This is a genomic window from Chryseobacterium barbadense (genome assembly GCF_042849955.1).
GTDB lineage: Bacteria > Bacteroidota > Bacteroidia > Flavobacteriales > Weeksellaceae > Chryseobacterium.
Genome location: NZ_BAAFHL010000019.1, coordinates 20,139 through 41,978 on the forward strand (window position 1 = coordinate 20,139; position 21,840 = coordinate 41,978).

The 21,840-nt window shown below is 36.4% G+C and carries 20 protein-coding genes; 11 read left to right on the forward strand and 9 right to left on the reverse strand.

Translation table 11 applies throughout. From position 1 onward, the window contains the following. Window positions 1-3: 3 nt before the first annotated feature. Window positions 4-1,038 carry an acyl-CoA reductase gene (locus ACGHIN_RS09325; RefSeq protein ID WP_390452796.1) on the reverse strand — a complete coding sequence of 345 codons (1,035 nt, stop codon included), beginning with the start codon at window positions 1,036-1,038 and terminating at the stop codon, window positions 4-6. A 59-nt stretch (window positions 1,039-1,097) separates the two neighbouring features. Between ACGHIN_RS09325 and ACGHIN_RS09330 the strand changes: the two genes are divergently transcribed. From ACGHIN_RS09330 to ACGHIN_RS09355, 6 genes are all read left to right on the forward strand, one after another. Continuing rightward, on the forward strand, window positions 1,098-1,448 hold the full coding sequence (locus ACGHIN_RS09330) for a 4Fe-4S binding protein (RefSeq protein WP_390452798.1): 351 nt from the start codon (window positions 1,098-1,100) through the stop codon (window positions 1,446-1,448). A gap of 111 nt (window positions 1,449-1,559) precedes the next feature. Then, window positions 1,560-2,624, forward strand: coding sequence for a 3-phosphoserine/phosphohydroxythreonine transaminase (gene serC / locus ACGHIN_RS09335; RefSeq protein WP_390452800.1), 1,065 nt, complete (start codon window positions 1,560-1,562; stop codon window positions 2,622-2,624). A 123-nt stretch (window positions 2,625-2,747) separates the two neighbouring features. Continuing rightward, complete coding sequence (locus ACGHIN_RS09340; RefSeq protein WP_390452802.1) at window positions 2,748-3,713, forward strand: D-2-hydroxyacid dehydrogenase; 966 nt, start codon at window positions 2,748-2,750, stop codon at window positions 3,711-3,713. A gap of 3 nt (window positions 3,714-3,716) precedes the next feature. After that, entirely contained in the window at window positions 3,717-4,961 is a 1,245-nt protein-coding gene (locus ACGHIN_RS09345; RefSeq protein ID WP_390452803.1) for a DUF1015 domain-containing protein, read from the forward strand. A 55-nt stretch (window positions 4,962-5,016) separates the two neighbouring features. Next, window positions 5,017-6,417: a M28 family peptidase gene (locus ACGHIN_RS09350; RefSeq protein WP_390452804.1), complete on the forward strand. Its 1,401-nt coding sequence runs from the start codon at window positions 5,017-5,019 to the stop codon at window positions 6,415-6,417. Between the two features lie 7 nt (window positions 6,418-6,424). After that, window positions 6,425-7,783 carry a M20/M25/M40 family metallo-hydrolase gene (locus tag ACGHIN_RS09355; protein ID WP_390452806.1) on the forward strand — a complete coding sequence of 453 codons (1,359 nt, stop codon included), beginning with the start codon at window positions 6,425-6,427 and terminating at the stop codon, window positions 7,781-7,783. Window positions 7,784-8,322: 539 nt separating this feature from the next. On the opposite strand, the gene ACGHIN_RS09360 is transcribed toward ACGHIN_RS09355, so the two are convergent. The 6 genes from ACGHIN_RS09360 to ACGHIN_RS09385 form a co-directional block, all read right to left on the reverse strand. Beyond that, window positions 8,323-9,486: an aspartyl protease family protein gene (locus ACGHIN_RS09360; protein WP_390452808.1), complete on the reverse strand. Its 1,164-nt coding sequence runs from the start codon at window positions 9,484-9,486 to the stop codon at window positions 8,323-8,325. A gap of 34 nt (window positions 9,487-9,520) precedes the next feature. Continuing rightward, window positions 9,521-11,320: a DUF262 domain-containing protein gene (locus ACGHIN_RS09365; protein WP_390452809.1), complete on the reverse strand. Its 1,800-nt coding sequence runs from the start codon at window positions 11,318-11,320 to the stop codon at window positions 9,521-9,523. A gap of 1 nt (window position 11,321) precedes the next feature. After that, entirely contained in the window at window positions 11,322-12,119 is a 798-nt protein-coding gene (locus ACGHIN_RS09370) for a hypothetical protein (RefSeq protein WP_390452810.1), read from the reverse strand. A gap of 130 nt (window positions 12,120-12,249) precedes the next feature. Next, window positions 12,250-13,287 (reverse strand): peptidylprolyl isomerase, encoded by a 1,038-nt coding sequence (locus ACGHIN_RS09375; RefSeq protein ID WP_390452812.1) that lies wholly within the window; start codon window positions 13,285-13,287, stop codon window positions 12,250-12,252. Between the two features lie 78 nt (window positions 13,288-13,365). Further along, the gene (locus ACGHIN_RS09380; RefSeq protein ID WP_390452814.1) at window positions 13,366-13,878 is read right to left on the reverse strand and encodes an FKBP-type peptidyl-prolyl cis-trans isomerase; all 513 of its coding nucleotides are present in this window, start codon (window positions 13,876-13,878) and stop codon (window positions 13,366-13,368) included. A 196-nt stretch (window positions 13,879-14,074) separates the two neighbouring features. Beyond that, a complete protein-coding gene (locus tag ACGHIN_RS09385; protein WP_390452816.1) occupies window positions 14,075-15,148 on the reverse strand; it encodes a branched-chain amino acid aminotransferase in 1,074 nt (357 codons plus the stop codon). A gap of 85 nt (window positions 15,149-15,233) precedes the next feature. Between ACGHIN_RS09385 and mnmC2 the strand changes: the two genes are divergently transcribed. Together mnmC2 and ACGHIN_RS09395 are read left to right on the forward strand one after the other, a co-directional pair. Next, a complete protein-coding gene (mnmC2, locus tag ACGHIN_RS09390) occupies window positions 15,234-15,908 on the forward strand; it encodes a tRNA (5-methylaminomethyl-2-thiouridine)(34)-methyltransferase MnmC2 (protein ID WP_390452818.1) in 675 nt (224 codons plus the stop codon). Between the two features lie 78 nt (window positions 15,909-15,986). Then, complete coding sequence (locus tag ACGHIN_RS09395; RefSeq protein WP_390452819.1) at window positions 15,987-16,403, forward strand: NUDIX domain-containing protein; 417 nt, start codon at window positions 15,987-15,989, stop codon at window positions 16,401-16,403. A gap of 37 nt (window positions 16,404-16,440) precedes the next feature. Here the strand turns inward: ACGHIN_RS09395 and ACGHIN_RS09400 are convergent, their stop codons facing one another. Then, a complete protein-coding gene (locus ACGHIN_RS09400) occupies window positions 16,441-17,148 on the reverse strand; it encodes a DUF4294 domain-containing protein (protein ID WP_390452821.1) in 708 nt (235 codons plus the stop codon). Between the two features lie 51 nt (window positions 17,149-17,199). On the opposite strand from ACGHIN_RS09400, the gene chrP reads away from it, so the two are divergent. Beyond that, the gene (gene chrP / locus ACGHIN_RS09405) at window positions 17,200-18,273 is read left to right on the forward strand and encodes a chryseobasin maturation metalloprotease ChrP (RefSeq protein WP_390452823.1); all 1,074 of its coding nucleotides are present in this window, start codon (window positions 17,200-17,202) and stop codon (window positions 18,271-18,273) included. A 108-nt stretch (window positions 18,274-18,381) separates the two neighbouring features. Then, window positions 18,382-19,032, forward strand: coding sequence for a ribulose-phosphate 3-epimerase (gene rpe / locus ACGHIN_RS09410; RefSeq protein ID WP_123261264.1), 651 nt, complete (start codon window positions 18,382-18,384; stop codon window positions 19,030-19,032). Window positions 19,033-19,237: 205 nt separating this feature from the next. Here the strand turns inward: rpe and chrI are convergent, their stop codons facing one another. After that, window positions 19,238-19,744, reverse strand: coding sequence for a chryseobasin maturation helper ChrI (gene chrI / locus ACGHIN_RS09415; RefSeq protein WP_390452825.1), 507 nt, complete (start codon window positions 19,742-19,744; stop codon window positions 19,238-19,240). A 195-nt stretch (window positions 19,745-19,939) separates the two neighbouring features. Here chrI and ACGHIN_RS09420 point away from each other — a divergent pair, with 195 nt between their 5' ends. Then, window positions 19,940-21,778, forward strand: coding sequence for an alpha-L-fucosidase (locus tag ACGHIN_RS09420; RefSeq protein ID WP_390452827.1), 1,839 nt, complete (start codon window positions 19,940-19,942; stop codon window positions 21,776-21,778). The last annotated feature ends 62 nt before the right edge of the window (window positions 21,779-21,840 follow it).

Genomic DNA, 21,840 nt, shown 5'->3' on the forward strand with positions numbered 1-21,840 from the left:
AAATTACACAACCTCCAGAAATTTCATCGTATCCACATTATCCGCATACGTGTCTAATCCCGGGCATTGGGCTTCACCAAACGAAATGGAATTCAATCCTAATTCATCTTTTGCTACGACACATTGAATATTCTCTTCATTTTCCGTTAAAAATTTCTTCACATCCTCTAAAGATTCATATCTGCTGAAATTGATCACAGAAAGCGGACTGAACAGCTTATCATCCTCTTTCAGCATCACAAAGTTGTTATCCCAGAACTTTTCCTGATTCAAGAGGTAAACCGCCCTGTTATAATCATAGTTGTTCGCATATTTATTATGATTGATGATATCCTGGAATCCCAGGAAATTTTCAAACAGCCTGTCGATCACAAAATCCTGCGGAATAAAGATTCTGGTTACATTTCTGCAGCCCAATCCGAAATACTGGAAGATATCCTTTGCCAAAAGCTGCAATTCCTCTTCTGTTTCGTCACCTTTTAATATAGCAACCGATGTTCTGTTTTTACGGATGATGTTTAATCGGTCTTTGAAATAATATTCAAGGTATCTTGCCGTATTATTGCTTCCTGTTGCGATAACCGCATCAAAATTCTCCAGTTTTTCTACAAACTCAAATTCAATTTCGTTTCCGGACAATTCATTCCATTTTTTCAGCAGGAAAGGAATCATATATTTATCTTTTGAGGACAATTTGATTATAGGAATATGATTGCTCAGAATAACGGAAATCACATCGTGAAATCCTACCAAAGGAATATTCCCTGCCAAGATCAGTCCCACTCTTTTTGAAGTTGCAGCCGCTGAATATTTTTTAAGCCAATTCATTACATTTTCTTCCGTCAGCAGATCAGCCCATTGCGCCAAAGCAAATTTCTGGTTCTCGATTGTGAACCACGGGTTCTCTATTTCAGACTTTTTCATCAATAATTCAAATTCAAGATCACTTTCATCATAATCATTCTGATTTTTTGATAAAAACGCTTTAATATATTCACTTAGCTTAGAAAGTCCTAAAACTCTATTTTCAATACTCATAATTACTTTAAAATTGGGGAATATTTTGTAATTTTGTGCAAATTTAAAAAAAATTAGCGATGGCTATTAAAATAACTGATGAATGCATTAATTGTGGAGCCTGCGAACCGGAATGCCCGAATAATGCCATATATGAAGGAGCCGTAGATTGGAAAGCTTCTGATGGTACCGAATTGAAAGGCACTGTAACATTACCGTCAGGATTAACGATAGATGCAGATGCGCCTCAGGAACCTGTAAATGACGATGTATATTTCATTGTAACAGATAAATGTACGGAATGCAAAGGCTTCCACGAAGAGCCGCAGTGTGCAGCCGTTTGCCCGGTAGACTGCTGTGTGCCAGATGAAGACCATGTAGAGTCTGAAGAAGCTTTACTTAATAAAAAAGCATTCTTACACGGTGAATAATATACGCCGTCTCATCCAGTATGAGACGGTTTTTTTAATTTTAGATAAATCTGATCAAATAAAATAAATGAAATCACAGGTTCGGAAGTCCCTGTAAAAAACAAAATTAATATGAGCAAAAAACACAATTTTAGCGCGGGTCCGTGTATTTTACCACAAGAAGTGTTTGAAAAATCAGCAGAAGCTATTCTGGACTTCAACGGTATTGGCTTATCCCTTCTGGAAATTTCTCACAGAAGTAAAGATTTCGTTCCTGTAATGGACGAAGCGCGTGCAATTGTAAAAAGACTGATGAATCTTGGTGATGACTATGAAGTTTTGTATTTAGGTGGCGGAGCAAGCCTGCAATTTGCCATGGTACCTTACAACCTGTTGAAAGTTGACGGTAAAGCTGCTTATTTAGATACGGGAACATGGGCGGCAGGAGCCATCAAAGAAGCTAAAAAACTAGGAACAGTAGATGTAGTGGGTTCTTCCAAGGAAGCTAACTATTCTTATATTCCGAAAGATTATACCGTATCTTCAGAATATGATTATTTTCACTGTACTTCCAATAATACAATTTACGGAACTCAAATGAAAACCTTCCCTGAAGTGGATACCTTAATGGTTTGTGATATGAGTTCTGATATTTTCTCAAGACAGCTGGATTTCTCTAAATTCGACCTGATCTATGCAGGAGCTCAGAAAAATATGGGTCCTGCAGGAGTCACTTTAGTAGTCATTAAAAAAGAGATCCTTGGAAAAACAGGAAGAGAAAATATGCTATCCATGCTAGACTATTCCCAACATATTGCTAAAGAATCTATGTACAATACGCCACCTGTTTTCCCGGTGTATGCTTCTTTACTAACGCTTCAGCACTTGGAAAGAAACGGAGGAATTGCAGCTGCTGAACAAAGAAACGAAGCCAAAGCAAAGCTTTTATATGATGAGATCGACAGCAATCCTTTATTCGAGACTTTCTGTGTGAAGGAAGACCGTTCTTTAATGAATGTTTCTTTCAAAATTACGGATGAAAGTAAGAAAGAAGAATTTGATAATGCGTGGAAAGCCGCCGGAATCAGTGGTTTGAATGGACACAGAAGCTTAGGCGGATACAGAGCAAGTTTATACAATGCTTTACCGATTGAAAGTGTTCAGGTTTTGGTAGATGTTATGAGATCAATAAAGTAATTTAAAGATTAAAAATTCAAAGATTAAAAGATTGTTATCACTATTTTAAATTTTCTTAATTTGCGACCCGATTTAGAATTTTTAAAATATTTTAATTTTTTAATCTTTAAATCAAATAAAACCATGAAAGTTTTAGCTAACGATGGAATCTCTAAAGCAGGAGAACAGGCTTTAAAAGAAGCAGGAATAGAAGTTCTGGACAACCGTGTTGCCCAAGATCATGTGATTAATTTTATCAATGAAAATAATGTGGATGTTCTTCTGGTAAGAAGTGCCACCAAAGTAAAACAGGATGTGATTGATGCCTGTCCCGGACTTTCCATCATCGGAAGGGGCGGAATCGGGATGGATAATATAGATGTGGAATATGCCAAAAGCAAAGGAATCAAAGTGATCAATACTCCAACTGCATCTTCAAAATCGGTTGCAGAGCTGGTTTTTGCCCACTTCTTTTCACTGGCCAGATTCCTTCATGAATCGAACAGATTAATGCCGTTGGAAGGAGAAACGCATTTTAATGCCCTGAAAAAATCATTCACTAATGCGTATGAGCTTTCAGGAAAAACATTGGGAGTTATTGGTTTCGGAAGCATAGGACAGGAAGTGGTAAAAATGGGTATTGCATTGGGAATGAAGGTAAAAGTTCTGACCAGAAAGCCCAGAACAGAAGTTGTTACATTAAGTTTTTTTGACGGGCAGACCGTGAACTTTGAAATAACATCGACCAATGATACGGATGAATTCCTTAAAGACGCGGATTTCATCAGCATCAATACACCGAAAACTAATGAATATATTATAGACACGCCTCAGTTTGAAAAAATGAAAGACGGTGTTTATATTGTAAATACTGCAAGAGGAGGAGTAATTAATGAAGTGACCCTGCTCGATTTTATTGAGTCCGGAAAAGTAATGGGAGCCGCTTTGGACGTTTTTGAAAACGAACCGACGCCGGAACTCCCGTTATTAATGAACCCTTCCCTGTCTCTTTCTCCACACGTAGGAGGAAATACGGTGGATGCACAGGAAAAAATCGGGATTGAACTTGCAGAACAAATCATTAAGCTAAAAAAAGAAACTATACAATAAAATATGCCTGTTTTTAAACCTTTTCGCGGAATAAGACCTCATAAAGACCTTGAGAGCACTTTCCCTACTCATCCTCTGGATAATTTCACGCAGGAAGAAATTGCGGAAAAAGCTCAAGTTGAAGATACTTACATCCACATGATCAAACCTTATGTTGTAAGTAAATCTAAAGATATTGACCGGAATTTAAGGAAAATCCGTTCTACTTTTGAAGAACTCCTGGATGACAAGAAACTGGTTCAGGACAATTCAGCTTATTATCTTTATGAGCAGATCTATCCCAACAAACAGGTTTTCAGGGGATTGCTTGGTTTGGCAAGCATTGAGGATTTCTGGAACGGAAAGATCAAAAGACATGAAAGTACCATTCCTCAGAAAAAAGAGAAACTGGCTCATTACCTGGAAAAAGTAAACTTACAGGCCGAACCTGTGCTTCTTACCTACCCTGCCAATTCAAAAATTGAATTGCTGATGAACCATGAGGAGAAAAATGTTCCGATTTTCAATCATGTGGATTCAAAAGGAATCAGGCATAAGATCTGGAGAATTGACAATCGTTTGAAATTGCAGCAGTTTAAGGAAGTTATCGACCAGATCGATTCTTTTTACATTGCAGACGGGCATCACAGAATCGGTTCCACTGCTTTGAATGCCAAACACCAGAAAGAGAAAAACAAAAGACACAACGGTACGGAACCGTATAATTTTGTGTATAGTTTCATCGTTTCCAACCAATCGATCAAAATCCATGATTATAACAGAATTGTGACGGATTTAAACGGATTGTCGACTGAAAATTTTTTAAAACAGCTTGAACAATATTTCTTAATCCACGAGAAAGGCGAAACACCGTATTTCCCTTCACAGAAATTCCATATTTCGATGTATATGGACGGGAAGTTCTATTCTCTTCACGTAAAGCATGATCTTCGTTCTCCGGAAATGTCTCTGGATAACCTGGATCACCATCTTCTGGATAAATATATTTTCAAGAATATCCTGAAAATTGAAGATCCGGACAGCTCTGAAAAGATTTCCTATGTAAAAGGAAATTCTACCATTGCCGGAATTAATCTTTTAAAGGAAAATATTGATAATGGTGAGGGCAAAGTAGGCTTCGGAATTTATCCCGTAAGCTTCAATGATATGATCAAAATTTCCGATCAGAAACTGAGCATGCCGCCAAAATGTACTTTTATTGAACCTAAATTGATTACAGCTTTGTTAATGTATGACATGAAAGCCTGATAAATTCCTATTTTTTCTTTACTTTTATACACGGAAAAGAAAAGGTAAATAAAAAATGAAAAAAATATTCATTCTGATACTTCCACTCTTTTTGGGTGGATTTTTATTTTCTCAAAAAAAACCGCAAAAAAAAATAACCGCCCCTGTCGCTAAATTCAATTATCACGAAGAATTCAAAAGAATATCCGATGAGATCATGACCAACGGGAAGGCCTATGACCAGCTCGGAGAATTAACGAAAAGTATTGGATCCCGTTTTAGTGCGACCCCCGATTATATGAAAGCTGTAGAATGGGCAGAAAAAAAGTTCAAGGAAATCGGGATTGAAATGATCTGGAGACAGGAAGCCAAAGCTCCGGTTTGGGTAAGAGGAAGGGAATCTTTGCAAATAAAAGCTGGTAATGGAGAATGGAAAAGCATCAGAATGCTTTCTTTCGGGAACTCGGAAGGGACGGGCGGAAAAGACCTAATTGGTGAAGTTGTTTTGATCAATTCCACTACCGAATTGAACCAAATGTCTATAGGGCAATTAAAGGACAAAATTGTTTTCGTTAATCTTCCGATGGATCCGAAAATCATCAATACCAGTGATTCATATTTACAGGCTGCAAAATCAAAATTAATTTCCGCTTCCGTCATTGCCAAAACAGGTGCAAAAGCATTAATCATAAGATCATTAACAACCGCTACCAATGATACGCCTCATGCGAAAATGATCTATTATGAACCGGATGATAAAGCGAGAATTCCGGCTTTATCAATTGGCGTAAGATCCGCAGATGAGCTTGAAAAAGCATTGAAAAAACAAAAAGTTACCGCCAAGATCAACATGACAGCCGAATCAAAGGGTGAAATAACCAATCCCAACATTATTGCTGAAATCCAGGGTAAAAAAGATTCCAAAGTGATTGTTTTGGGAGCTCAGCTGGATTCATGGGATTTCGGAGAAGGGGCCATTGATGACGGAACAGGGGTTGTTCAGTGTATTGAAGTATTGAGAACGCTGAAAGCTCTCGGCTACGAAAACAACCACACGATCCGGGTGGTTTTATACGCCAACAGTGAAAATGGCGGACAAGGACGTGATATGTATGCTGCCTACGTTAAAAAGAGAGAAGAAAAACATATTTTCGCTTTGGGGACCGATGCAGGAGGCTATTCTCCACGCGGATTTTCATTAGATATGGCTCCACAGAGAAGAAAACTGGTTTTCGCCTGGAAACAGTATTTCCTTCCCTACGGGGTTTATGATTTTGAACAGACAGAAGCGATCCAGGATATCTCCCCTTTAAAAAAGCTGGATATTCCTTTAGCTGAACTTGTTGTGGACACTCAACGGTATTTCGATTATCACCACTCTGTGGAAGATACTTTTGACAAGGTCAACAAAAGAGAGCTTTTATTGGGCGCTGTAGCCATGACACAAATGATTTTCATGATTGATAGTAATTGGTAAAATTAATATGAAAAAGTTATTAAGTACTTCATTATTGCTTCTCAGTATGGCTGTATCCGGCCAGGCTAAAGAAGACTCGATACAGTTCAGCAAAATTTCGTTAGAAATTCTCAATAACGGAAAAGGATATGCGGAACTTAAAGATTTAACTAAAAATATAGGCCATCGCCTGAGCGGTTCTGCAGCCTATGATAAATCAGTTCAATGGGCAGCACAGAAGCTTCGTGAAGCCGGTGCTGACAAGGTGTGGCTTCAGGAAGTGATGATCCCGGTCTGGGAAAGAGGAAAAGAATCTCTTCATATCCAGACCTCCAACGGAAAATGGAAAAGCTTAAAAATGCTCTCTCTTGGAAATTCCGAAGGAACAGGGGGAAAAGATGTTTCCGGAGAGATCATCATGGTGAAATCTTTGGAGGAATATGATCAGCTTCCTGCCGAAAAAGTGAAAGGAAAGATCGTTTTCTTCAACCATCCATTCAATCAAGGGTATGTACAGACCTTTCTGGGCTATCGTGATGCCGGCGTGTATAGAAGAACTGCGGCTTCCTTAACGGCAAAGAAAGGGGGCAAATTTGCCATCATCCGTTCCTTATCTTCTGCATTTGATGATGTTCCTCATACAGGTGCTATGAAATACGATGATGATGTGGCAAAAGTTCCTGCCGTAGCAATTGGAAATACAACTGCGGATGAACTTGAAAAGCTTTTGAACAATCAGAAAGTGACGGCTAAGCTGAATTCCAATTGTGGGATGAAAGGGGAAAAGCTCTCCCACTCCGTAATCGGTGAAATTACCGGCAAAAAAGATAAAAGCGTCATTGTCGTTGGCGGACATTTAGATTCCTGGGATGTGGGTGAAGGTGCACATGATGACGGAGCCGGAATTGTTCAGAGTATTGAGGTGTTGAGAACATTCAAGAAACTAGGCCTTAAAAATAATCACACCATCAGAGTGGTTTGCTTTGCCAATGAAGAAAACGGACTTAAGGGCGGATTACAGTACGGAAAAACAGTAAAAGAAAAGGGTGAAAAACATCTTTTTGCCATAGAATCCGATGCCGGAGGTTTTTCACCACGAGGAATTTCACTTGAAATGGAGGACCAGAAAATCAACCAGATTAAAAGTTGGGTTAACCTGTTCCTTCCTTATGGAGTTTATAATTTCGACGGAAGATATTCCGGAGCAGATATTTATCCGCTGCGTGATATGGGCGTTCCTACCGCAGAACTGGTTCCTGACCCGCAAAGATATTTTGATATCCATCACACCGAGGAAGACACTTTTGAAAAAGTCAATCGACGGGAATTGCTTCTGGGTGCTGTTGTAATGACTCAGTTGATTTATATGATCGATAAAAACTGGTAAAAGACTCGGGACCGCCTTTTCAAGGCGGTCCCGAGTCTTTTATGTGTAGAATTTAATCTATTGATTTATAGAACAATGTCGATATTAAAAAAAAAACAACAGATGTTCAGGTGTTTATTTTTTTCATTTTCCATTTAGAATTTTGAAAATATTCAAAATCAGTTAGGAGCAATTCTTGCAAATATTTTAAAACAAGCTTTATTTATAGAAAATATTACATTTCAATAATTTGTCGGACTCAAAAAAAGTGACTGAACTTGGCATAAAAGTGGTTCCATAGTAACTACAACACAAATGACGGAAAATTCTATTTTTTAGATTTCAAGGCTACATCAGAACACGGCAGGTTGTTATTGTTTTATTGGAATATCAGCTTGCCGCATGATGTAGAAGTCTTTGACAAAAGGAACACTCATAACATATTTTAATATTATTAAAGACCATCCCAGTGGGATGGTCTTTTTATCTTATCTGGCAATACCGCGCTGGCTGACTCACGGAATATAATAAAGTAAAAGCTCAAATTCTTTTTTTCCGCATTATTTCAGGTATTCTTTTTTATCAAGCTTGATATCCAAAATATTTCCGTCTCTTTTCACTTTCATATCAATGGTTTTGGCCTCTTTCTCCACCCTGTTGATGAAATAATGACATGAAGACTCTTTATCTAAATTGTCCAGCTTCACATTATTGATGCTGATGATGGAGTCCCCTATCTGAACCGGGAAATTGTCTTCCTTGAAAACATAGGAAATTTCGGCTTTCCCTTCAATGAAACGGTATCCGAATCCGAAGGACTCAATCTTAGCATCCATATCTTTAATACGCTTCATATAAATTTTCTTATTCTTCCAGTCCATAATGAAAGAGAAATTCTGAAAAAATTCATTTCCGATGATATCGGAACTCCCGGTCATCACTACTTCATTGGCAAACTTGGCATTTCCTAAGAGAACTTCATTGGTTTTGAAAATATGGTTGGTTTCAGGTTTTCCTGTTCCGTAAGCCCCCACTGCATTCACACCATAAGTTTCAATGCTTTGAGTGGTAGAAGATGGCATATAGTTCTTTTCCGTGATCCTGATCCTTCCCGTAAATCCGGTATCAAAAATAAGATCTGCCTTCTGCCCTGCGATTTTCATTTCCACAATAGGAGTTTTCTGGTCCTTAAAATCAAATGGAATAATGGTTTCATAGCTATTGAGATCAAAACGGGATAAGTCTTTAGTGGCTTCCAGTGAATTTTCAGAGTAGTTGATTCTCCAGAACAGCTTAGCCATCTGATTGGCTCCGATAATCCCATCGATTTTAAAGCATCTCAGTTCTGAATTATTTAAATCGATCACAATAGCTCCGATATTCTTGAAGACTACATTGTCAATGGTCATTTCCGGAAGCTGGGTAAAGATCTGTTCCTGTTTGTTTTTCTGAGAATCTTTTACTTTACTTCTATGCTTTTTTTCCAGGCCCAATTCTGTATAAATAGCATTGGAAATCACGGTAGGAGCTCCCGAATCGAATAGGAAATTATACGGTTTCCCGTTAATGCTCACCTTTACAAAAGGCAGATTATTTGCAAATGTTAAATTGATTTTTTCAACCGGGTTTTTGAGCTGTGCTTCACCGTCTTCAAAAAACCTTTTCCCCTGTGCCGATGTATAAACTACGCAAAAAGCAAAAAATAAGTGTAGAATCTTCTTCATTGGATTATTTTATGCTAAAATAGGGTTTATTTAATTAAACCCATATATTTGAAATAATAGAATTGAGAATACGATTTCTATAATCAATAAAATCGAACAACTCTATATCTCTAATAAAATCTTTATCATCAATTTCAGGGAAGTAATTTCTTTTATTTAAAAAGGATAATTTATATCTAGTTTGTTTATTTGAAAATTCTTCTAAGTCATATCTTCTAATCAAACAATAATTACCAATAGTATTTTCGATATTAGTAACCCCATAATCATCATATTTTTCCAATTCATCATGCCTAAATATTTGAATTAAAACATACGAGCTTTGTTTTCTACTTCGTAAAATTTCATTAAATTTATATTCATTCCTAACATTATCTAAAGAATAAATAATTCTTGCAAATAAGTAATGATAATACCCCCAATTATCAACATGAAAATTCTGTAAACTTCCTTTAAGTTCTTTGAGTTTGTCAATTTCTTTTTGAAAAATATTTTTTAAATCATCAATATCTCTATTCCTTGTTTCTCTTATAAGATCATAAAAGTAATTTCTAATTGAACTTTGAGTAATTGGTTTATTATAAAGCATTCTGATATTAGTATACATATCTACAAAATGATTTACCAAAAAATATTTTTCATAAATACATTCTATACTATCCACTTTTTTTATTGGTGCTAAAAACAAGGGATAAACCAATGAATCAGCTATTGCAAATGAATTAGTAATATAAAAATAATCTTTGTCACTGTCTGCTTCATTTTTAAATGAATACAATTTCAAATATTCTTTAACATAAAAATCCAAATCTGTTAAAATAAAATAATAATAGTCTGAATCTTTTTTAAGGCTTAAAGATTTGTGATTATTCTTTACCCAAGCATGAAATTGAACTCCTATTTTTTCAAAATCCTCATTTTCAGAACCCTTAAAAGTCCCTCTCCTTGTCACAGCATATTTTCCTCGTAACCAACTTTTGAAAAAGTCTAAATCTGCATCTTGTTGCCCAATTTGGACCTTTAATTCATTCACTAACTCTTTCCATGTTTCATTTGCTTCTACTGCTTTTGACTCATCTTTTATATTCGATAATAAATAAGCTTTTAAAATTTCAGTGGGATTCAAGCTTAGTCCTCTGTCATTCATAGTTTCAAAAATTGTATATGCATTTTCTAAACTATAAGCTTTAATTTCTACCAGTACAACTCTATTTAAGAGCCATTCAATAAAAATAGGAAGTATTCCTTTTTCTTTAAGCTCAGGTGGGAAAAATTTAACAATATCATCATATCTATTTTTAATATTCTCTATAGATTCTTCTATTTCATCATAAGAATATTTAAAATCTGTACTAATTTCTTCGGAAAAAATATTATGTCCACTTAAATAAAGTTGATTTACAGCCTCATTTCTTGCTTCTACATTTAAAACTAATGTTCTTTTACCTGCTTTCTTAACAAAAATATAATTTTCTAAATCTTGTCTTTGATCTTCCTTAATATCCAAAATATTTTGAATATGATTTAGAAAAATTAATAATAATGTAAACGATGTTAATCGTTGTTGTCCGTCAACAATTGATAAAGTGTTTTCAACTTCACATAAAACTATTGGCCCCATATAATAACAATCATAATTTATTGCAGATTCAATTGAATCATTGGGACTATAGTTATTCATAAAACTAGAGCATAAATCACTTATTAAAGCTTCAATTTGCTCTCTTTGCCATCTATACTCTCTTTGAAATACATCTATTTTATATCTATTACCATAAAATACATTTTGCAATTTAACATCTTTTGCATCAATTTTATTTGCTATATGTGCCATATTAATTTAAAGTTGAAATTAGTGGATTTAAAATCAAATATGCATATTTATAAATATCGTAATATGCTGGTTTAGGATCAATTTCTCCATGAAAAATCTTACATCTAAGCTGATATAATAATTCTATTAGAAATTGACTAATTAAGGTTGTATTATTAATAAAATATAAATTTTCATATATTTTTAATCCAGATTTCTTCACTCCTATTATAGATGTAGATTTGTTTGGATTTATTTCATTAAAACCCGTTAATATTTTTTGCTGGATTTTAAATATCTGTTTTTGAAAGTCAGGATGTTGTTCTATTTCTTCCTTAGTACATGTATGTAATTCAATTAAGCCATCAGAAGTACCATTGATTTTTATAATTTCACAACGAAATCTCTTTGTTGTTCTAGGTTGAGAAATAAGAAATTCAAATTTATACGTTTTATTATTATGAGATAATATCTCTTGCCTTTTTCCATTATCATAGGTTTTAAGACTAGAAAACGATACTCTTTTTTCTTGACTAGGAATAGTATTAATTTCTAACAAATCATGTAATTTATATATATAATAACGAAAATCAATTGCCTCTTGAGTAGATCCAGTTAATAAATTTAATATTTTGTTCCTAAAAGGATTTTCTTCAGCCTTGATTTTCTTTATAATTTCTTTATCTGTATCAATTTTATTTTCATAATCATAATAAGTTTTCATATACCAAGCATTAAAAGGTATCCAAGAAAAGATAAACATTTGATAGTAATCAATTTCTGTCTTTTTCAGCCAGTTTTCAAGATAAATTTGACTCATGCGTTTTCATTATTAGATATTGAAAATATAAATATGTTTTTAAATTACATTACGGGAAACCGTATTCCTACGGAATTTCCAACAAAAAAAGCCACCCTTCCGGGTGGCTTCCAATATTTTCAATTTTCAATTACTTCACTTTCACAAGTTCTACATCAAAAACTAACCAAGCGTTTGGCGGAATAACACCACCTGCTCCTCTTTCTCCATAAGCCATTGCAGGCGGGATCAATAAGGTTGCCGTTTCTCCTTCTTTTAATAACAGGATTCCTTCATCCCATCCTTTGATCACTCTTCCCATTCCGATAGGAATATCGATCGGCTCATTTCTCTTGAAAGAAGAATCGAACTCTGTTCCGTCCACTAATTTTCCTGCATAGTGTACCGATACATTGTCACCTGCTTTCGGAGCTTTTCCGGAAGTAGTTTTCGTGATTTTATAATACAATCCGGATTCTGTTTTCTGCATTCCTGCTTTCAAATCCTCAACCATTTTCAACTGGTTCGCTTTGAACTCCTCTTCTTTTTTCTTTCTTTCCGCTTCTTCCTTTGCTTCGTATGCTTTATTGTTTTCTGCAATTTTAGCTTTTCCTTCATTGAAAGTTTTAGCAGCATCGTAGTTTTTGTACTCATCACCTTTGCTGAATACAGATACTTTCTGTAAAACAACATCAGTTTTAGGCTTATCCTGAGCTCCTTTTTCTACGTTTGCAATCGCATCGATTACTTCCTCTCCTTTTACCACTTTACCGAAGATCGTGTGTCTTCCGTCTAACCAAGGGGTAGGAACTTCCGTAATGAAGAACTGAGAACCGTTAGAGTTAGGCCCTGAGTTCGCCATAGATAAAACTCCTTTTCCGGTATGTTTAAGATCGTTTTTCTCATCTTCGAACTTATACCCGGGATCTCCCATTCCTGTTCCCTGAGGATCACCTCCCTGGATCATAAAATTTTTGATCACTCTGTGGAAAATGGTTCCGTCATAGAAAGGAACTCCTTTCGCCTTAGCTTTGTTATCGATCTTTCCTTCTGCAAGACCGATGAAGTTCGCTACAGTTACCGGTGATTTCTTGTCCTCAAACTTCACGATCATATTCCCTTTCGTTGTCTGAAGATTCGCATAAAGTCCGTCATTAAGACCTTCGTAAGTTTCTTTGTCTACGTTCATTTTTTTATAAATTGGGGTACAACTCATCAGCGAGATACTTGCCGCTGCCAGAATTATATTCTTGTTAAACAATCTCATTTATAGCGCTTTTAATTTTATGATCAATGGTATATCGTTATCTATTTTCTTTTCGTCTCCATACGTTCCGTAAGCTAAAGAAGACGGCACTAAAAGGGTCACTTCCTCCCCATCCTGGATAAAACGCAACGCATTTTCTACCGCTTTCAATTCATCAAAGTGCCCGAATCTCGCATCCCTTCTTTCGATCGGCTGGTCGTAGATCTTGGTTTGGTCAAAATCATACAGCTCGTAAGAATAAGAGATGAACGTATTGTCCTGCCTTCTTTCCCTTCTGTCAAAGTTCTCAGTGTTCACCCAATAATTAAGCTGTGTCGGATAATATTTTACAGGCTGAGTGTTGATCCATTCCTGGATGTGCTTTCTCTCCAATCCGTTAAGATTCTTCATCCTTTCTTTAGAAACATCAAGGTCATTCTGGCTCAAAACACCACCTACAGGAGGATGTGGAGTCTGCGCGTTTCTGTTGCAGCTCAATAATCCCAATACCGATATGAAGACTAATTTTTTCATAAACTTTTGCGAAAATACACATTTCGGGAATCAATTACAAAACTTGATGAAGATATTGAAATAAAACACCTAACATTCTTTTGAAAAAGCTTTTTGAGAATAATTATTTTTAAATTAAATGCAAAGTTTTTGCGTTGAACAGAAATAAAAAAGCCAGGAAAATTCCCGGCTTCAAATATAAATATTGGTCTAACAATTAAACAGTTTCAAGAACATTCTTTTCCACTAATACTCTCCATCCGAAAGGATCTTCAGAAAGATTGTTCTGTAAGTTTACCAAATCATTTTTAAGGATCGTTGCATAGCTTTCTTCATCGGAAAGTCTAGGCAGTTCCAGTTTTTGGCCTTTATATCCTAATGCTTCGAAAACAGTAGTTACCACAGCGGTTCCTACTCCCCAAACTTCTTTCAAAGTTCCGTTTTTCTGAGCTTCTACCACATCCGTTACTTTAATAGGCTCTACTTTTACTTCAAACCCTCTTCTTTTAGCCAATTGAATAAAGCTGTCTCTGGTAACTCCATCAAGGATTTTCTCAGATGTAGGCGGCGTATAAATGGTATCGTTGATTCTTACGAATACATTCATGGTTCCACTCTCCTCAAAATATTCGTGAGTAGCATCATCTGTCCAGATAATCTGGTCATACCCTTCTTCGATCGCCAATTGAGTCGGATAGAAAGAAGCCGCATAGTTTCCTGCTGCTTTGGCAGACCCTACTCCTCCGTTAGCCGCTCTTGAATAGTGATCTGAGATCTTTACGGATACCGGTGCGCTGTAATAACTCTTGGCAGGTGTTGCTACAATGGCAAACATATATTTATCCGCTACTCTTGCTTTTAAAGCTTCTTCCGTAGCGAAGATCAATGGTCTGATATATAATGACATCCCTTCTCCGTGAGGAATCCAGTCTCTGTCTATATCCACCAATGCTTTTAAACCGTCTAAAAACATCTCTTCCGTTACTTCCGGCATAGCCAGACGCTTCGCTGATTTGTTGATACGTTCAAAATTCTTTTCAGGTCTGAAAAGAAAAACCTGTCCGTCCCTATCTTTATAAGCTTTCATTCCTTCAAAACAAGCTTGCCCGTAGTTTACTCCCATCATCGCAGGCGTAAATGCTAAAGGGCCATAAGGCACTAATTGTACATCACCCCACTTTCCATTCTCGTACTCACATATGATCATATGGTCGATAAAAGTATTTCCGAATGAAAAATTATTGGGATCGAATGTAGAAATTCTGGATTTCTCGGTTTTTTGAATTATCATTTCTAAAATTTTTTACGATGTTCTACAAATTTAACATAATTTTCTAAATATAAAAATTTTGGAGTAAATTTGACAAAAAAATAGCTTGAAAAGAGAAATTAAGACCACTAATGATGGTAGTAAAACATTGCTTATCAATGAATTAAATGAAAACTATCATTCTCATCACGGAGCTTTACAGGAAGCCGAACACGTGTTTATCAAAAATGGACTGAATTTAATAAATGATTGCGAAATTAATATTTTAGAACTCGGTTTTGGAACAGGTTTGAATGTTTTGGTGACAATTAATGAATATTTAAAAACTGACAAAAATCATGTAATCAACTATTTTTCTCTGGAAAAATATCCCATAAATGAATCCGAAATCGAAGATTTAGCCTATTTCGAACTTTTTGGTAACCCTGAATTTAAAAATATTTATCAAAAAATTCATCAGTCAGATTGGGAAAAGTCTGTTGAAATTATTAAAGGTTTTCACCTGAAAAAGATCCAATGCGACTTTTTTGACCTGAAAGACATTGATTTACCTAAAATCAATCTGATATATTATGACTGTTTCGGAGCAAGAGTTCAGCCTGATCTCTGGGAAAAACCACTTTTTGAAATGGTTTCCGATAAAATGAGTGTGAACGGATTATTAACCACCTACTCTTCTAAAGGAAGCGTAAGAAGAATTCTTGAGGAGCTTAATTTCAGAGTGGAAAAGAAACAAGGACCTCCGGGAAAAAGAGAGATGATTAATGCCATAAAGCTTTAAAGGAAGTTATAATTTATAACTCATGACTCATAACTTTAAAGCAATTTTTCCTTATTTTAGCTATACAAAATATACTATATGATAGACAAGATCAACATTAGGGTTTATGCTTGTGCTGTAAAGGACCAGAAAGTCCTTACCTTATTTGAAGAATATGCAGGTGAACCGCTAATGAAATTTCCCGGAGGCGGACTGGAATACGGAGAAGGACTAATCGATTGCCTGCACCGTGAGTTTGATGAAGAGCTGAATGTAAAAATAGACATTGTAGAACATTTGTATACTCAAGAAGATTTTCTGGTTTCGCGTTTCAGGGAAAATGAGCAACTGCTTACCATATATTATATAGTAAATATTGTGAACGAGCAGGATTTCCTTATTCTGGACCCCTGCATTGAAAAAACAGAATGGATCGAGATCAACCGCCCGGATAATCCGTTCCCATTACCAATAGATAAGATCGTATTCGAAAAATTAAAAGAAAAATTCCTGTAGTCAATGATTACAGGAATTTTTCTTTTATAATAATTTATTATTTGGCTACTTTAAAATCGCTTGCACCAGGATAAGGCTGCAGATACCCGGAATTCCAGTTAGACTGGAGCAGAGATTCCAAGAACTCGTCGGTTCTATTTTTGTGCGGATTATACTGATCTTTGATATCAATATCCGCCATTTTCCCTTTAACATTCCACCAGAAAGCACTCCACCCTCCTCTTAATTCTTTAATAATCTCGTACACATTCTTCCCTGTAGCTCTGTTCATCAGCTTGGCAAAAACCTGTCCTTCCGTAGTAGTAAGATCCTTAAGCTGCTTTTCATATTGATCTGCAAGAATGTTTTGCCGGTCTTTGATATATTTTCTTCTTACCTTACTATCCATATCGTTCATTTCCTTCTGAATATCTCGGTACTGCTGCAAAGCAGTAAGAAATAGCGGATATACCCGATAAAGCTTTTTGTTAAGGAAGTAATAATAGTTTCTGTCCAACTGGTTATTAAACTTGGGCTTGTTTACCAGCACAAGCTCATCCAGCACAATCACTACCTCACCGTTTATTTCATAGATTTTGGCTTTTTGCCTTTCATCATAATAATACTTATTCCCGAATTCATCTACTCTCAGTTCTTCAGGTGGGTACTGGCTCAATGACTTCACATTAATAATAGAGTCTTTTTGCCCGAAAACACACACGCCGAAAAAGAAAAGAAAAAGACAAATAATCTTACTAAAATTCATTATTTTTACGCGTATTAGAACAAAAATTGAACGCAAAAATCATTCCTTTTTATGAAATTTGAAAAGAAATCTTTGAAATTTTTAGAGAAATATTTAAACACATCATCACCAACAGGTTACGAACGCAGAGGCCAGGAAGTCTGGATGGACTATATCCGTCCTTACGTAGATAAGATAGAAATAGACCATTACGGAACCTGCTATGGAATCATCAATCCGGAAGCCGAATTCAAAGTGGTGATCGAAGCCCATGCGGATGAAATTTCATGGTATGTGAATTATATTACCGACGACGGGTTAATCTATGTCATTCGAAACGGAGGCTCCGATCAGACCATTGCCCCATCCAAAGTAGTTCATATTCATGGGGAAAAAGGAATTGTAAAAGGTGTATTCGGCTGGCCGGCGATCCACACAAGAACCAATCAGAATGAGCCTACTCCAAAAATTGAAAACATTTTCATTGATTGTGGGGCCACTACCAAAAAAGAAGTGGAAGACCTGGGAATTTATGTAGGCTGTATGATCACCTATCCTGATGAATTCTTCGAACTGAACGACCGTTATTTTGTTTGCAGAGCGTTAGACAACAGAATCGGAGGATTTATGATTGCCGAAGTAGCGAGACTTTTGAAAGAAAATAAAAAAACGATTCCATTCGGTTTATACATTACCAATTCGGTACAGGAAGAAGTAGGCTTATATGGAGCCGATATGATTGCAGATGTCATCAAGCCTAATATTGCGATCGTTACAGACGTCACTCACGACACCACTACTCCAATGATCGAAAAGAAAAAAGAGGGTGACCAGAAATGCGGTGCAGGTCCGGTAATTTTCTTTGCACCAACCGTTCATCATGTCATCAGGGAATTGATCATCGATACGGCAAAAGCAAAGAAGATCCCTTACCAAAGAGCGGCATCCAGCAGAACAACAGGAACTGACACGGATGCTTTTGCCCTTTCCAATGGCGGAGTTCCAAGTGCATTAATTTCCTTACCTTTGCGCTATATGCATACAACGGTGGAAATGGTGGCTAAAGAAGATGTAGGAAATGTGATCAAACTGATCTATGAAACCGTTTTGAAAATACAACCGGAAATGAAACTGAAATATCATTAAGAAAAAAAGAATAAAGAGCAGAGAAAAAAGATAATTCCAAACAGATAACGTCTTTCTTCTTTGTTCTTTTCTCTTACCTCTGAATAAATATAAAGTATAAAAAGTAAAATGAAAACGAAGCTTATTGCTCCTTCCCTTTTATCTGCAGACTTTGGGAATCTGCAAAGAGATATTGAAATGCTGAACAATTCACAGGCAGACTGGTTCCACATTGATGTAATGGACGGAAGATTTGTTCCTAACATTTCTTTTGGTTTTCCGGTAATGAAAACCGTTCAGCAGCATGCCAAGAAATTTGTGGATGTACATTTGATGATCGTAGAGCCAGAAAAATACGTTGATGAATTTATTGATCACGGTGCTGATCTTGTTTCCGTTCATTACGAAGCTTGTACCCACCTTCACAGAACCATTCATCATATCCAGAGCAAAGGAGCGAAAGCGGGAGTTGTTTTAAATCCTTCCACTCCGGTTTTAATGCTGGAAGATATTATTGCAGATGTAGATTTGGTATTATTAATGAGCGTAAACCCTGGATTTGGCGGACAGAAGTTCATTGAGAATACCTATAAAAAAATCGCTGAAACCAAGGATCTTATTTTAAGTAACAATTCTACAGCACTTATAGAAGTTGATGGCGGAGTAAACCTCGATAATGCCTCCAAGCTGTTTGAAGCCGGAGCAGATGTTTTAGTGGCTGGGAATGCAGTGTTTTCTTCCGAAAGCCCGGAAAGAACCATAGAACTTTTAAAAATCTAAGAATTTTGCTTTCAAGTAAATAAATAAAGGCAGCTTTTAATGGCTGCCTTTCCTCTTTCTGAAAATTTGAGCGTTGATGGTTATTAGTTTTGGAGACTTAATGCTTAAATTTCCTTTTGTTCTAATGCTGGTGTAAAGATCAGTATAAAATCAATACAAAGCATCCGTAAAAACACGGAATCTGATTAGGTATTTTTACTGAATTTTACAGCCCGGAAATATTTTGGGATTTATGCCATATGCAGGCACAAACCACAAAAATAATAGCGATCACAGAACAAATACTTCTTATATGATTAAGGAAATTCCATCTGTTCTCAAATACATCGCGCATTTTCTTTACCGACTCAGCTGTAGAACTCATAATATCGAACTGATCTAATTGATTGTTAAGCGGTACATTTCCAACTATGGTAACCCCAAAAACCCCGATCAGGTAAATAAGCGTAGCCAATAGAAGGAATATAAATGCCGGATTTTGCGTTCTGAACACAAAAGTTGTAACGGGAAGCAAAACCGCAGTTCCCATAAAGCTCATAAAAAACACGGGATTCAGGATTTCCCGGTTGATAGACTGCATGGATTTCAGATATTCCATATCCGATAATTTGCCAAGTCCTAAAACAACAGAACATGAATAGGCGTAAAAAAGCCCTCCAATAAGTGCTGTAAGCGTTGCGATGATGATAAGAAGTGTTGTAGTCATTTTCATAGTTATATTTCAGGTGATTGATTGTTGATAAAATTACTAATAAATTGATTCTTTTAACTTGTTATTTAATATGAAAGAAGTTATGCTTGAGAAAGGTGGCAAAAAACATTCGAACTGACGAATTTTTCTCATCCTGAACTCAGTTATTTAGATATATATTGCCACTTTCCTTATTTTAGCGGTAAAAAGGAGAGCATGAGAAACAAGTTAACCAGCATATGTTTGTTAAGCCTTACCCTGGCAACCCAATCCGTTCGGGCTCAGGCCCAGGCAAAAGACCTGGAAAAAATGGAATGGTTCAATAATGCTAAACTGGGGATTTTTATTCACTGGGGAATTTATTCCGTGGAAGGCATTTCGGAATCCTGGGCTTTTTTCAATAATTACATCAGTCATGATAATTATATGAAGCAGCTCAACGGTTTTACGGCTTCACAATATCAGCCTGCAGAATGGATAAGATTAATTAAAAATTCAGGAGCCAGATATGCGGTCATCACTACCAAACATCATGATGGAGTTTCCCTGTGGAATTCTAAAGCAGAAAAAGCCACTACGATCCCAGCCTACTCTGCCGCTCATCAAGATGTTTTAACTCCCTTTATCCGGGAACTTAAAAAATCAGGTTTAAAAACCGGTCTTTACTTTTCTCTTCCGGATTGGAGCCATCCTTATTATGATATCAACACCAGAACCCGAAAACGATATGAAATTAAAAATGATCCTCAGCGCTGGCAAAATTTCGTCACTTATTACCAAACCCAGCTTAAAGAGCTTTCAAGCCAGTATCAACCTGACTTATTATGGTTTGATGGCGACTGGGAACATTCTTCGGAAGAATGGCAGGCTCCCAGAACTCTGGAAAATCTAAAAAAGTTCAATTCGAATATTATTGTCAATTCCAGGCTGAATCATCATGGAGATTATGAAACGCCTGAACAGGGAATTCCCGTTGTTCCTCCCCAAAGCAAATCTTGGGAACTATGTTACACTATGAATGATTCCTGGGGATACCAGCCGTTTGATAAGAATTACAAAACTCCGAATATGCTGGTGAGAACATTAGCAGATGTGATCAGCATGGGCGGAAATCTGTTATTGGATATCGGGCCAAAAGAAGATGGTACGCTTCCTGAGGAACAAGTCAACATTTTGAAAAACCTGGGAAGATGGACATCAAAACATTCAGATGCTGTATATGGCACCCGAAGAGGATTGCCTTTTGGAAATTACAAGGGCAAATCTGCAATTTCACAAAGTCGTAAGTCCATATTTCTTTATCTGGAAGAAGCTAAGGATTTTGATAAGGTTTATGGTCTGGCCACAAAGCCTGTTTCAGCAAAAGTCATTGGCGATCTTTCATCTAAAGTCAATTTTGAACTGAATAACAGTACATTAACACTTGACCTTTCAAAAGTCAATTTTGATCAGGATGTTACGGTGATTCAATTAGAGTTTCAAACTCCATTTGAATTGTTAAAAGAGATTTCTGACGAAAAATATTCCCTGACCCAAATACTCGGGGATAAGAATTCAAAGCTGGCAGTGTATAATATTGCATATGAGCTGCATACAGGAAATAATGTATTCAGCGGTTCCGGTTTAACAAATGATGGCATGAATATGAAAATTCAGACCCCAAAAACCAATCCTGAAACTTTAGACTGGATCAGCAAACATGCCGAAGCTCTTTTTGAGACCGGAAAAGGGTTGCCTGAAGGGCATTATTCCGGAATGAGCGCCCTTTCAAAAGACAAACAGACGCTTTATCTTTTTGTAGAAGGAACGCCGACCGGACCTGTTGCATTAAAGGGAATTAAAAATGGAATTGCGAGGATACGCATCGCCGGTGAAGGTTCCATCATCAGCCATAAAACATATAATAAATTATATTGGAGCCAGACTCCGGGAATTGTTTATATAGATGTTCCCAAAGAGAGACTGGACAAGAATATGACTGTTATTGCGATTCTATTAGATAAGCCTATAGAACTATACCGTGAAAATATAGGCGCTATTGAAAATAATTTATAACGGCTTTGGCAAAGCATTATAGCTATGTCGCTTATTGTGGCACCCTATCTTATAAAAACAAA